We start from the raw sequence: 13,221 nt of genomic DNA, 5'->3' as shown, positions 1-13,221 counted from the left end.
CTTTCTCTCACTCTCCGGATATTCTGACACGGTCGCCTGCCTCGATGATCCTGCTGCTGGATACGATCAGCTGGTCCGTATTGCTGAATGCACCCTGTACGGCCGCCTGGGTGCTGCTCTTTTCCAGTAATTCCACGGGAATCTTTTCCGCGGTCAGTTCTTCGCCGAGTATCGTCTTCTGCGGTTTCACCACCAGGATGTAGTAACCATCCGATTCCTGCCTGAGCCCTGCGATGGGAATGACCTGAGTGTACTGCCGGGATGTCAGATTAAGCGAAAATGCGGCCGTTGCCCCCAGAACCCCCGTGTCCTCCTGGACCGATGCGGTAAAATGCGCCTGTTCTTCCTCCGATAAGAAGTCCACGCTGTCCACCACCGCCTCATACGTTCGCCTGGACTCTCCGTACTGCAGGTTTATCTTCGTTCCCGCCGTAATCAGTTCGCCCAGCTTTTTTTCTACCGTTCCCTCGAATTTCAGCCTTCCGTCACCTATGGCCACAAGCTCATCACCCGTCACGGTCTTTCCCGGGACGACGGCCAGCTCTGTCACCACACCGGATACCGGAGCCGTCACTTCACCGGATGCTGCCTCCAGGGCTTCCAGGGCTTTTAACTGCTCCTCCGCCTTTGTAATATCCAGCTGCTTCACCTGGCGGTCCAGGCCGGAGGCGGTCTGCTCCTTTTGATTTTCGGCGGCCGTCACCGCATCCCTGGCCCGCGCGTTGGATACCGCGAGTTCAGCCTGGCTGAGCGCTTCTTCCAAATTCCTCACGCTCTTCTCTCCGGCCTTGATCTGCGCCTCCACCGCTTCCACCGAGGACTCATAGCTGCTCTTTAGCGCTTCCGCCGCGGTTCTCCTACCGGCACTGACATCGCCGTAATCTTCCTCCGCGCTGTTTAAGGCCGCTTTCGCCTCCTCCACGTTAAGCGACTGCTCTTCCCGCACCTCTTCCAGATCCTCATTTGCCCGGTCCAGAGCTTTTCTGGCTTTCAGGATCTCCTCGTCTGAAGCCCCTTCTTCTTCCAGGCGGTCAAGCTTCTCCTCGCAGTCGGTCACCTCGCGCTCCGCTTTCTTGACCGCGCTCTCCTTCTTCGCCACAGCCGCATCGTAGGCCCGCTCGGCGGTCCGGTACTGCCGTCTCGTCTCCTCCTCCATCTCTTCCTCGGACTGGGTCATGTTCTGATTGTAGTCCCGTTTGAGCTTTGCAAGCTTTTCGTCGCTCTCCCGCCTCAATTCCTCCAAGTCCTGATATCCGAAATCCAGGGCCCGTTTTGCCGCCTCCAGCGACTGAATGGCCAGCGTCTCCTCCGATATGCCCGGTATCTGTTTCGAGCGGACCTCGGACTGGTTCAGCTCCAGCTTCATCTTTTCGATGGAAAGAGCCAGTTCCTCCTTTTTCTTCTGAATTCCCTCCAGCTGATAGGCGAAAAGCACCTCTCCCGCCTCCACCTTCTGCCCGGCCGTTTTTCCGACGGACTGGACCTTTAACCCTTCCTCGGGATTTAAGTATGTGATTCCGGAGGCGAGAAATTTCCCGTCCCCTTTGATTTCATAATTTACATTTCCCATCTTGCCGTAAGAGGTGCCGACCTGCGGCACCGTCAGGGAATCCAGGCTTCTGGAAAGAACGGTAAAGACCGCCATGGCTCCAAGAAACATAAGGAAACCATCTCTGCACCATTTTCGTATTTTTTTCCTCTCCATCTGTCTACTCCTTTATCCCCGATACCATAATTCCCTGCTCCAAAAAACTCTGTCCGGCCAGAAACAGAAAGAGCGGGGGTGCCATAGCCGCCACGGATGCCACCCACGCCACACTGACCTTATCCGCCGTAATATCCGGAAGATAGAGGGACAGCGGCCAGAGCGTCCGGTTCTTCAAAAATGCCATCGGCGCCTCGATGGCATTCCAGCTTTCTAAAAAGCCCAGGATTCCTGCCGACATGATTCCCGGGAACCCCATCGGTATACCGATCCGAAAGAACACCGCCCCTTCTCCCGCCCCATCCAGACGCGCCGCTTCCAGCAGAGACGGTGGGATCGAGGAAAAGAACTGTGTCATGATAAATACCGGAAATGTGGAAAATATCCCCGGAAGGATGACCGCCAGATGGGTATCTAAAATATGCATCTGGTTCAGCACAAAGTAATCCGGGGTCATCAGAACCTGAAACGGGAGTATCATCAGTATGATATATCCCATAAACAACACCTTTTTACCCGGAAATGAATACATGGCAAACGCCCACGCCGCCGGAACGGCCACCAGCATCTGGCCGAACAGCACAGCCCCGGTCTGGAGGCAGGAGTTCCAGAACATCACGAAAAATCCCGGGGAATCCAGAAGCAGCTCCACAAAGGGACTTAAGGTCGGAAAGTCCGGAAACAGGGTAACTTTCACCGCTCCGGTTCCGCCGTTTAACACAGGACCGAACCGGGACAGCATTTCCCCCCTGGACAGGAAGGAATTTCCCGCCATCATGAGCAGGGGAAGCCAGATAAACAGGCAGATTACCGACAGGATAAGCCTTCTGACGTGCGGGAGAATCTTTTTCTCCGGCATCCGTTCTCTCAACCATTTCATGTTTCACCTCTCCTCGAAGCCAGCCCTTTCGTGATAACCGGCAGTGCCACCACCAGCAAAAGAAGGACGGAGGCCGCACTCATCTTCTGGATATCCAGGGTCACAAACCAGTGGTTAAACAGGTGCTGCAGCATATAGATGCTCTCGTGGGGATACTCCCCTGCGATTAAGTACGCTTCCCGGAATACCTTAAAGGAATTGAACACGGAAAGGGATACCACCAGAAATGCCGTCTTGGAAAGGCCCGGCAGCGTCACGTATAAAAACCGTGCCACGATACCCGCTCCGTCCACTCTGGCTGCCTCGTAAAGTTCATCCGATATGGCCGCCAGACCCGCCACCCACAGAACCACATCGTATCCCAGATTCTTCCACACGTAGGTAAAGACCAGCACGCCAAAGGCCGTGTCTCCATTGATCCAGTCTATCCCCGCCATGCCGAAGAGCGCGGTGATCTGGTTGACCATCCCCTGTGGATGGAAAAACAGCTTCCACAGCAGGACGATCGAAGCCACAGGAATGGCAAGCGGAACGAGGAGACTCGTCTTAAAGACGGTCCCCTCCTCCTTTAATCCCGCGATCAGCATGGAGCAAAACAGTGACACCAGCACCAGAAGCGGTACGCAGATCACCAGAAAGCGGAGTGTGTTAAAAGATGCCAATCGAAACGCGCTGTTGCCGACTACCGTCACATAGTTCTGCATGGCGACGAAACGCCCTCCTGCCGCCTCGAAAAATGACCTGCGGACAACATCCACATACGGGAGCAGGACAAACACGGCTGTCCCCGCCAGACTCGGCAGAAGGAACAGATACGCCTTCCGTGCCAGACGGCCCGACTGTGTTTTATTCCGCATAATACAGCTTCGCCTTGTTTTCAAACTGCCCCGCCGCCTCGGCCGCAGTCTGTTTCCCTTCAAAATATCCCTTAGTTTCACTGACTATCATCTCCAGCAGTATATCGTCAACAGAAATGGGCGTATGGAGCTTATCCAGCATTCCCATAATCTCTTCCTTCTTCTTATCATCCGGGTACTCTGCGCTCATCATATCGCCGCCGTCAAAGCTGAAACCGATGCTCACCATGGAAGTCCGTTCTATCCAGGCACCGGAAGCGGTCTTACTCACAGTAAATCCGTCATTTAAATCACCATTCTGAACCTTCGGTGACAGGGCAAACGCGACAAACTCTCTCGCAGTCTCCTTTTCCTTACCAAAGCTGGTGACTCCCAGAAGTCCCTTCGGATAATAGATATCATTAAACTGTTCCATCTGGTAACCATACTTATCAACGATTGCAACAGGTGTCATGACATCCATCATACCCGCCAGTTCCACCAGAGAGATCTCTGCATTTTTCGTCAGCAGGCCATAATCGCTTAAACCAGTAAATCCTCTCGTATCGGCGGCATTGTATACCCGTCCGCGGCCGCCGTCTTCCGATTCATCGAAGACCACCTTGCTTCCGCTGGCGTCTCCCGCCAGCTTCGCGGTCTCCAGAAGGATTCTGACTTTCTCCGTATCCAGCTGTCCGGCGTCTTTTCCTGCCAGCTCCGGATAGTAGAGATAGATCATCTGCCTCAGAATATTTTCATAGATGGTCTTTGGGAAGAGAGCCTTATCCGGATTCGCCTCCTGCCACGCCCGGAGAGAACCGATCGCAGCCATCTGGCTCACCGCCGTTCCGTCTCCGTACATAATCGGAATGGTGACACGGACCGGGTACTGATAGACACTTCCGTCGGAACCGGTGAAGCTCTCCGCTATGTTGGGGTATAGCTCTCCCGCTTTTACCATGGGAGTGATAATATCACTTAAATCCTCCAGAACCCCTTTTTCAATATAGGATTCGATCGGAAGCCCATCCAGCACCAGCACGTCAGCGCCGTTGCCGTTTAACAGTTCCGCGTTTAAGGAACGGATCGTATCGGATTTTAAGGTACTCCCCGACTCGCCGGCTCCGTCGATCAGTTCGACTCTGACATCGGGATGCTCCATCTGGAAGAGGGCGGCCGCCTGTTTCACGGTCTGGTTTTCCGAAAGGTTTAAGCCGTATACCGTAAGGGTTTTCGACGGTATGGTCGGCATTTCCGGATCATACGTATAGCGGGCCAGTTTCTGTTCCTCACTTTCCGAGTACCATAAGTAAAAATCATTGTCATTTCCGACGAGAAGACGTTTTACGTAAGCGCTGGGCATGCTCATGGAATTCAGGGAACCGTCCACGATGGTCTCCCACATCGTTCCCTGATCCGCCATGTGATGAATTCCTTTAGTATTAGCAAGGTAGAAATCATCTCCTTCTCCACGGGCCAGACTTCCGTATACGTCTGACTCGTCGGTCTGGAACGGAATCACTTCCTTCTCCGCCAGCAATTTTAAATCGTACCGGAGAAATCCCCTGTCTCCTGTAGTCATAAAACTATTAGCTGTCAGCGTGTGGCTGTCACAGAAATTGCTGTGGGAATTCCTCTGAGGGAGCTTCTTTTCCACCACGCCATCCGTACCGACGACGATGACCTGGTCACCGGAGGGAATGAACAGAGTGCCGTCTTCGCTTACGTACAGTCCGTTCAGCAGAACCATGGCATCCTGGGTCCCGGCGGAAATCTCCTGCATGGGCTGCCCTTCTGCAAACTTCACCAGATGCGCCTTATAACTCTGATCCGCGTAGATCAGATAAAGCGTCCCATCCGCGCCGTAAGCGGAATACGTTAAATAGTCGCTGTCCTGAAGCTCCTGCACCGGAGAAGCCGTATCTTCGCTCCAGGAGGAACCGTCGTAGCGGTAGGCCTTCTTTTTCCCATCCACTTCCTGGCCGATTAAGGTGAACATCACCAGCTCCCCGTTCTGGTCCTGGATGATATCCACAACACGTTCCGTTCCAGCTTCAAACGGATATGCAACCGCCTGCTCCACGTAACGCCCCTTTGCGACGTCCGCGGTTCCCGGGTCCGCAGTCCCTGCTTGTTTTGTACTGTCCTTTGCCCCCTCTGTGGCGCCCTCCTTCTGTTCCTTTGCGCCGCATCCGGCGGTCATGACTGCCATGACCGCGGCCAGAGCCAGAGCCGCGGCTCTCTGAATCAAGTGACTGTTTTTCATCTTCTTTTATTCCTTTCTCTCAATTCACTCCTGCATAAATCAAACCATATCTTTATTCTGTCTCCGCACCACCCGGCTTCGGGCCGCATCCTGCCGCCATCACAGTTACCGCGGCCAGTATCAAGAGCCATGCGGCGGCTTTCCGTGCGGTCATTCCTTTTTTTCTGTCCATCCCTTTTTGTCCTTTCTGCCTTTCCGGATTTGCTTTTAGAATAATCATACCAGAGAAATCTCTAAAAAAACTGGAAACGGCTGGTTTTTAGATTTTTTAGAGATTTCTCTGCTATAATAGAGGAAACAACTGATATAAATAAGAAAGAAAGCAGGGATCACAGACATGAGAATCTTACTGGTAGAAGATGATAAAATACTGTGCAGCACGGTAGCCATGCAGTTAGAGCAGGCGGGATATCAGGTCGATCAGTGTTACCGGGGCGACGACGCCCTCTACTACGCGACGGAGTATCCCTACGACGTGCTGATTCTGGACCGGATGCTTCCAAGCCTGGATGGTTTAAGCCTCTTACAGGCCATCCGGCAGAAATCCGTCATGACTCCTGTCATCATCACCACCGCGCTCGACGGTGTGGGCGACAGAATCGACGGGCTGGACGCAGGCGCGGACGACTACCTGGTCAAGCCCTTTGCAGTGGAGGAACTCCTGGCACGGATCCGGGCAGTCACCCGCAGACCCGGACGAACCGCGGACACCACGACTCTGACCTTCGGCAGCCTCAGCCTGGACGCGGTCAAGCATGAACTCACCAGAGAAGGCGCCGCCGCCGAGACGGTTACACTTTCCGGCCGGGAGTCGTCGCTTCTGGAGTTTCTGATGAGAAATGCCGGCCGTACGCTTCCGCGAAATGCCATCCTCTCCTACGTGTGGGGACCGGATTCCGAGGTGGAGGCAGGCAATCTGGACAACTACATCTATTTTTTACGCCGGCGTTTAAAGGCGCTTCATGGAAATGCAAAAATCCAGACGGTCCATGGCGTCGGCTACCGGCTGGAGGAATTCCATGATTAAAGAGCTTCGCAAAAAACTGACCCTGTTGTACACCGTAACCACGGGAACCATTCTGACCCTGGTAGTCGCAGGACTCCTCTTCTACAACCTCCGTGTATCGGAAAAGGACGCGCTGCAGACCTTCCAGAATCAGATCGTAGCCGTTGCGTCGCGTATGCAGTACGGTTCCACCATTTCCGGAAGCTGGCTGGCCCAGACCGAGGCTTCAGAAAAGCTGATCATACATATTGAGGAGAACCGGGAACCATTTCTCTATTCCGGGTCCTGGGTTCCGGCCACGGACCGGCAGACGCTCATCGACCGGGCGCGGGAAGAGGCCCTGAAGGAGAAAGTCAATCCGGCGGTGCGCCCTGTCTCCTCCTCGGTCATTCAGAGCTCGGTCTTCACGGTAAAGGGGGATCAGGGAGACTCCTATTACGGCACAATCCTTGTCTTTCCCACCGCCAAAGGATATCAGAGCCTGACGCTTCTGGGGTACCGGACGCCGGGTATCTCTCTGATCAGAAGTCAGGGGCCGCGCTTCCTGCTGTTCGATATTCTGGGGATTGCAGCCCTCTTTTTCGTCAGCTGGTATTTCGTCGGAAAATCCCTGGAACCGGTGGAAATGAGCAGGAAACGCCAGAACGAATTCATCGCTTCGGCCTCCCACGAGCTTCGCTCCCCTTTGGCAGTCATCGAATCCAGTGTCACCGCCATCGACGCAGTAGCGGCAAGTCACTCTCCCTTACAGTCGGCGGACGGTTCGGACAGTCCCTCTCCCCTGCAATCAGCGGAGTGTTCGGAAAAGCAGGCCCAGTATCTGAAAAACATACGGAGTGAATGCAGGCGCATGGCGGCGCTTGTGGGGGATATGCTGCTTCTCGCCTCCACAGACGCCGGCAGCTGGTCCATCAAACAGGAGACAGTGGATATGGATACGCTTCTCATCGAAACCTACGAGCTCTTTGAACCGGTCTGTCAAAACAGCCAGGTCAGGCTTTTCCTGGACCTGCCGGAAGAGACGCTTCCCCATGTAACCGGCGACGCCTCCTGCTTAAAACAGCTGCTCACCATCCTTTTGGACAACGCCGTGTCCTATACACCGGCCAATAAAAAGATCACCATAAGCGCCGCGGTGAAAGGGAAAGAAATGACGATCTCCGTAGCAGACCAGGGATGCGGGATTCCCGCCGACGTCAGGGCGCATATCTTCGACCGCTTTTACCGGGGCGACACCTCCAGGACGGACAAACGCCATTTCGGCCTCGGCCTCTCCATCGCCAAAGAACTGACCACGCTCCACGGCGGCCGGATCTCGGTGGACGAAACGGAAGGCGGCGGCGCAGCCTTCCGGGTGAAGCTGCCTGTCATGGCGGAAAATGAAGGGCAGAGACTGTAAATGCACCCGGCTCATTGACCAGGGAAATAAAAAAGGCAACAGGCCTGATTTTTAACGGGCCTGTTGTCTTAGATTACAAAGGAATCACAATTCTTATCCTATTACCTGTTCAGCGCCTCCCGGTATTCACTGGGAGTCATCCCGGTAAACTGCTTAAATACCTTGCTGAAATACCTTGGATTCTCATATCCGGCCATCATGCTGATATCGGACACCTTCTTTTCCGGGTCGATCAGCATCTCCTTCACCTTCTCCATACGCACCTCTGTCATATACTCCACGAAATTCTTACCGGTTTTTTCCTTAAACAGGCGGCTCAGATAATTGGGATGCAGATAGAACTGGTCGGCCAGCATATTAAGCGTGATTGTCTCATTGTAATGGCGCCGGATAAACAGCTGGACCTCCTTGATCACTCCGCCGCCCAGCTGCACCTCATCGGTATCATTCAGCTTCTGCACCAGCATGCCGGCATAGCCGGTCATACAGTCAATGGTCATCCGGTAATTGTCGCAGAGCAGAATCTTCTCCAGCATCTTATTCAGCTGGCCGTGCAGATCTATGCCGTCCCCCTTCATGCCCTGCAGCAGTCCATTCAGCTCGATCAGACACCGGATACATACGGTCTGAAACTGCATCACGGTCATTTTCTGCGCGCAGATACTCTCCAGTGCGGATTCCAGCTGGGAAACCGCGCAGCCGCGCTCTTCGGGATTGGCCAGGACGCCAACCAGCTCCCGGAGGATCTCCTGAGTCTCCGGCAGGTCCTGGGAAAACAGGGTTTCTATATTTTTATACCAGATCATCCCCCGCTTCTCGCTGGCCCGATGGTAGCGCAGGGCCTTTCCTGACTCCTCATAGGCTTCTCTCAGCGCGCCGATGCCGTGCTTGAACTTGCTGATTCCGCAGGACCACTCCAGCCCCACCTGACAGGTCTGTTCCAGGATATCCACAAAGTGGTCGGCCTCCGCCTCATTTTTGCAGGGAATGATCGCAAACAGCTCATAGACATTGCAGTCCAGCAGGTACGCATCCGGCACAATGGCCATGATCTTCGCCCGGAGAAGCTTCTTTTTCTCGATGATCTCCTCCTCCGACAGTTCACGGCTTAAGAGCTCCATGGACAGTCCATGCCACCATTCCAGGACGGGCAGCTGGTATTTCTCCTGTTCCAGCCTGGAATAGCCCTTTACAGCGGAAAGGAGCAGGCCCTCAATTCGGTTGTTCCGCACCTCCTGGGCACGCCTTTCCTCCATAAAGTCTTTCCCCAGGCGCCCCAGCAGTTCTTCCACCTCTTTTAGGTTTACCGGTTTGTTTAAATAGTCCACCGCACCATACCGTATGGCCTCCCTCGCATAGGAGAATTCGCTGAAACCGCTGAGAATCACGGATTTGACGCCCGGATACGACTTCTGGATGATCTGGAGCATATCCAGCCCCGTCTTCCCCGGCATCCGGATATCCATAAATACCACATCCATGGCGGTTCTCTCCATCAATGCCAGGGCTTCATCCACGCTGTAGGCAATCCCCTCCACCGAGAAACCGTACTCCTGCCATTTGACGAATTTTGCCAGCCCTCTGCATACAATTTCCTCATCATCTACAATTAAAACTTTGTATGCCATCTTCCTCTCCTTTGCTCTTTTCCATATTCTCCGAATGCTTCCGCACAGGCAGGGTGATCCTGATCTCGGTCCCCTCCCCTAAACGGCTGGTGATGCCTATGCCGCACGCATCCCCGTAAAACAGCCGGATCCGCTGATAGACATTGACGAGACCTATGTTCTCATCAGCCAGATCCGTTCTTTCCATGTTGACAGTCAGCTGGTCCACTTCCTCCCTGGGCATGCCTTTCCCGTTGTCCCTTACGGTTATCTGCAGCTCTGCGCCTGTGATACACGCCCGGATCACGATCCGGTATCCGCTGCTGCCGTCGTCGAAGGCGTGCACGACGGCATTTTCCATGATGGGCTGCAGCATAAACTGGGGAATATAGATGGCTTCCTCATCCGCCTGCATATCAATCTCCAGCTGGATTTTCTCTCTGTGCCGGAAATTAATGACGTCCAGATACGTTCTGGCGTGCTCGATTCCCTCTTTCAGTGTGATCGTATTGCCGCCTGTGCGCATCCCCATGCGGCACAGCCTGCTGAATTTCTCAATCATCCGGGTCACGGCGCTTTCCCCCTCCGCCTCGTACATGGCCTCCCACCGGATAATATCCAGGGTGTTGTACAGGAAATGGGGGTTGATCTGCATGAGCAGCGCGTCCAGGCGGGCATTGGCCCAGCTTATGGAAATCTTCTGCCGCTTGATTTCGGACAGGTACACCTGGTCGATCAGCTGGTCCGTCTTGTCCGCCATCTCATTGAACCGGTCTCCCAGTATGGTGATCTCATCGTGACCGGAGTTCTCATACCGGGCGTTCCATTTGCCGTCCCCGGTCTTTTTCATGACCCGGACTAACTGGCTGACCGGCTCCGAAATACTGCAGGTCACGTAATAGGAGATGATAAAGCAGGCGACAACGATCAGGAGAAGTACCAGAATGCACAGGTTTCTGATTCGATACGTCTCCTTATAAAGGACCGCCAGCTCCGCGATATAGGCTACAAACACGCCGGTATTGGGAATCTGCTCATAGGCCAGTATCACCTTTTTTCCGTCGATCTTCTTTTCCCGGATGCCCTGTCCATCCTGCTTCATCTCCTGGAACAGCAGATCGTCCTTGGGAAATGCGGGGGCGTTGAGGCTGGGATTGAACCACATCAAAACGCCGTCCTCCCCGATTAAAAAGGTATTTCCGTCCTTATATGCCTCATAGCCTTCCATGGCACCGGAAAATGCGTTCAGGCTGACATTCATTAACAATACGCCTAAAAACTCCCGGTTTCCCGGCGCGTAGACGCCGATTCCCAGCGTGATGATATTGGGATAGCCGTAGATGCTCTGCTCATTCGGATAGAAGATGTTCGTCTGCTCCGCCATATCAAACCAGACGGGATACCCCTTCTTCTCCTGGGGAATGAGGTAGATATCCGTCTTATAAAACTCTTCAAGGTTGCGGATGCAGCCGCCTCTCCGGTATCCGTCCGGTTCCACCATGTAGTACTGTTCCCGGGGCGTCACAAACTGGACATTGACGATATACTTCTGGTTGTAGCGCATATTGTACAGCCTGCTCTCCACAAAGTAGCGGTTTTCCTCGTACTTATTTTTATCCGCCTCCGTTTTGAAGGGATACAGCTGCGCATTCTCTTTGAGCGCACGGATCACCTTGCTGTCATCATAAAATGTCAGGGCGGACTCTTCGTATTCCTGCATGGTATCCTGAATCTTTAATTCCACGTTCTGGACTAATAAGGAGCTGTACCGGTCGATGTTGGCTCTGATCTCGGCGGAATATTTGTAAAAGCTGAAGAAGGTCAGGAATATGGCAGCCGTCATAATCAACAGCATAAAGGAGAGATTCAGGCGGCGGAAAATACTGACCCGGCGCAGCACGGCCTTAATGCTGTGATCCCATCTTTGTTTCATTTCTTTCAGTTTCTGCATCATGGCCATACATCTCCCCGTCCCTTTCCTGTTACAGTTTTACATCGTAAGTAATTATTATATCATAAGAATGCCAAAAGGCCAAAAAGTGCAGGCTGTTATCCTCGCACTTTTTGGCTGTTCTATGGATCTGTACTGTCGATCTGTTCTGTCTGTTATCTCTTATTTGCCTCATTGAAAGCCTGTAATGCCTCGCTGGCACAGAGATCCTGCGCTGCGCTGAATTCTTTTTCCGGATCGGCATTCGGATCTACTAAAATTTTCTGTACCGCACGGTCAACGTAGGAACCGAAATCAGATTTTCCGTAGAATTCAAGACGGCCTACGGATTTGGCGGCTTCCAGAACCTGATTGTACTCTTCCGGGAACTCGTAGAAATCCGTTACGCTGATGTCATCTCTTGGAATGATAACCGGATTTAACGCGCCCTTGGTAGCCAGATTCTCAAAGAAGGAAGACAGATACGCCCTGCTCGTATAGAAACTGATATATTCCCAGGCGGCGTCCTTCTTCGCCTGATCGGTCTTGGCATTGATGGCATAGCAGGTTCCTGCGATCGCTGTGGTGCGTTCTCCGGATGGTCCTGCCGGAGGAAGACTTAATCCGATGTCGTCGGGATCGATTCCCTTTTCAGCCGCTTCCGCTACCCAGTCACCGGCAAACGGCATCATGCCGATCTTTCCGAGTCCAAAGTTTGTTACAAGATCGCCGAACTTCAGGGTTAAGTCACTTTGAAGCACGCCCTCGCTGCGCAGCTTCTGATAGTATTTTGCAGCCTCGATGACGGCCGGATCGGTAAAGGTAAGCTCTGCCGTTCCATCTGCATTCTCTTTCGTCAGATCTCCGCCGGCCTGCCATACATAATACTGGAAGAACCACTCGGTCCATTCAGCGGCCAGCGTCGCATATCCGGTAATCTGCTTATCCGGATTGTTGATCTTCTTCGCATCCTCGACTGCCTCATCCCAGGTTGCCGGCGGCTCTGCGATTCCCGCCTCTTTAAACAGCGCTTTGTTATATCCGAACAGCATGGGCGCTACCTGATACGGCAGACCGTAGTAGCTGCCGTCCTTTTTAAACATATCGATGTACTCGCTTGTGAAATTGCCCCATTCATCCCAGTTGTCCGTATACTTGTTCAAAGGCTCCAGGATTCCCGCCGCAATGTATGTATTCATCATGGTGAAGGAGGAATCTACCAGATCCGGTGCGTTGCCTGCGGCTACGGCCTGATAGAATTCGTTGCCGGGGTCCCCCTCTTTTACTACTTTATTTAATGTGATCCATGGATGCTCCTCCAAAAACTGATCTTCCATCTGTACGTACCAGTCGTCCTTGTTGCGGCTGGTAAGCCAGATTGTAAGCTCCACGGGTTCTTTCTCAGCAGTATTCTGCGCTTTGGTCGTCTCCGGAGCTTCGGTTTTCCCCGTCTCGGACGCCTGTGGGGCCGCCGTCGTAGCGTTGGTCTCTGCTGGCTTGCTCCCGCAGCCAGTCATCAAGCCTGCTGCCATGGACATGCTTAACGCTATTGCCAATGTTTTTTTCATGAATGATCCTCCTTCTTGCCTGTC

At 53.4% G+C, this 13,221-nt stretch carries 9 protein-coding genes; 2 read left to right on the top strand and 7 right to left on the bottom strand.

From position 1 onward, the window contains the following. Positions 1-7 precede the first annotated feature (7 nt). From M1L66_RS07820 to M1L66_RS07805, 4 genes are read right to left on the bottom strand one after another with little or no spacing between them, the layout of a single operon-like run. Positions 8-1,705 carry an HlyD family efflux transporter periplasmic adaptor subunit gene (locus M1L66_RS07820; protein WP_187022292.1) on the bottom strand — a complete coding sequence of 566 codons (1,698 nt, stop codon included), beginning with the start codon at positions 1,703-1,705 and terminating at the stop codon, positions 8-10. Positions 1,706-1,709: 4 nt separating this feature from the next. Beyond that, the gene (locus M1L66_RS07815) at positions 1,710-2,585 is read right to left on the bottom strand and encodes a carbohydrate ABC transporter permease (RefSeq protein WP_081034263.1); all 876 of its coding nucleotides are present in this window, start codon (positions 2,583-2,585) and stop codon (positions 1,710-1,712) included. After that, complete coding sequence (locus tag M1L66_RS07810; RefSeq protein WP_320961676.1) at positions 2,582-3,442, bottom strand: carbohydrate ABC transporter permease; 861 nt, start codon at positions 3,440-3,442, stop codon at positions 2,582-2,584. The genes M1L66_RS07815 and M1L66_RS07810 overlap by 4 nt, the downstream gene beginning before the upstream one ends. Next, complete coding sequence (locus M1L66_RS07805; protein WP_434692010.1) at positions 3,432-5,687, bottom strand: extracellular solute-binding protein; 2,256 nt, start codon at positions 5,685-5,687, stop codon at positions 3,432-3,434. Before M1L66_RS07805 ends, M1L66_RS07810 begins: the two co-directional genes overlap by 11 nt. 337 nt (positions 5,688-6,024) lie before the next feature. Between M1L66_RS07805 and M1L66_RS07800 the strand changes: the two genes are divergently transcribed. Together M1L66_RS07800 and M1L66_RS07795 are read left to right on the top strand one after the other, a co-directional pair. Beyond that, on the top strand, positions 6,025-6,714 hold the full coding sequence (locus M1L66_RS07800; protein WP_434692007.1) for a response regulator transcription factor: 690 nt from the start codon (positions 6,025-6,027) through the stop codon (positions 6,712-6,714). After that, a complete protein-coding gene (locus M1L66_RS07795; protein WP_434694220.1) occupies positions 6,707-8,092 on the top strand; it encodes a sensor histidine kinase in 1,386 nt (461 codons plus the stop codon). The genes M1L66_RS07800 and M1L66_RS07795 overlap by 8 nt, the downstream gene beginning before the upstream one ends. A 101-nt stretch (positions 8,093-8,193) precedes the next feature. Here M1L66_RS07795 and M1L66_RS07790 read toward each other — a convergent pair whose 3' ends face one another. The 3 genes from M1L66_RS07790 to M1L66_RS07780 form a co-directional block, all read right to left on the bottom strand. Further along, positions 8,194-9,720 carry a helix-turn-helix domain-containing protein gene (locus tag M1L66_RS07790; RefSeq protein ID WP_434692004.1) on the bottom strand — a complete coding sequence of 509 codons (1,527 nt, stop codon included), beginning with the start codon at positions 9,718-9,720 and terminating at the stop codon, positions 8,194-8,196. Then, on the bottom strand, positions 9,692-11,653 hold the full coding sequence (locus M1L66_RS07785) for a cache domain-containing sensor histidine kinase (RefSeq protein ID WP_434692001.1): 1,962 nt from the start codon (positions 11,651-11,653) through the stop codon (positions 9,692-9,694). Before M1L66_RS07785 ends, M1L66_RS07790 begins: the two co-directional genes overlap by 29 nt. A 152-nt stretch (positions 11,654-11,805) precedes the next feature. Beyond that, complete coding sequence (locus M1L66_RS07780) at positions 11,806-13,197, bottom strand: extracellular solute-binding protein (protein ID WP_187022298.1); 1,392 nt, start codon at positions 13,195-13,197, stop codon at positions 11,806-11,808. Positions 13,198-13,221 lie beyond the last annotated feature (24 nt).

Origin of the sequence: Hungatella sp. SB206, from assembly GCF_051132295.1 — a bacterium.
Classification (GTDB): domain Bacteria; phylum Bacillota; class Clostridia; order Lachnospirales; family Lachnospiraceae; genus Hungatella; species Hungatella effluvii.
The sequence above is the reverse complement of the archived record's forward strand: the minus strand, read 5'-3'. Positions and strand labels throughout refer to the sequence as shown.

Coding starts and splice junctions, on each gene's coding strand:
- M1L66_RS07820 (WP_187022292.1), bottom strand. CDS start 1,705: ATGGAGAGGAAAAAAATACGAAAATGGTGCAGAGATGGTTTCCTTATG.
- M1L66_RS07815 (WP_081034263.1), bottom strand. CDS start 2,585: ATGAAATGGTTGAGAGAACGGATGCCGGAGAAAAAGATTCTCCCGCAC.
- M1L66_RS07810 (WP_320961676.1), bottom strand. CDS start 3,442: ATGCGGAATAAAACACAGTCGGGCCGTCTGGCACGGAAGGCGTATCTG.
- M1L66_RS07805 (WP_434692010.1), bottom strand. CDS start 5,687: ATGAAAAACAGTCACTTGATTCAGAGAGCCGCGGCTCTGGCTCTGGCC.
- M1L66_RS07800 (WP_434692007.1), top strand. CDS start 6,025: ATGAGAATCTTACTGGTAGAAGATGATAAAATACTGTGCAGCACGGTA.
- M1L66_RS07795 (WP_434694220.1), top strand. CDS start 6,707: ATGATTAAAGAGCTTCGCAAAAAACTGACCCTGTTGTACACCGTAACC.
- M1L66_RS07790 (WP_434692004.1), bottom strand. CDS start 9,720: ATGGCATACAAAGTTTTAATTGTAGATGATGAGGAAATTGTATGCAGA.
- M1L66_RS07785 (WP_434692001.1), bottom strand. CDS start 11,653: ATGATGCAGAAACTGAAAGAAATGAAACAAAGATGGGATCACAGCATT.
- M1L66_RS07780 (WP_187022298.1), bottom strand. CDS start 13,197: ATGAAAAAAACATTGGCAATAGCGTTAAGCATGTCCATGGCAGCAGGC.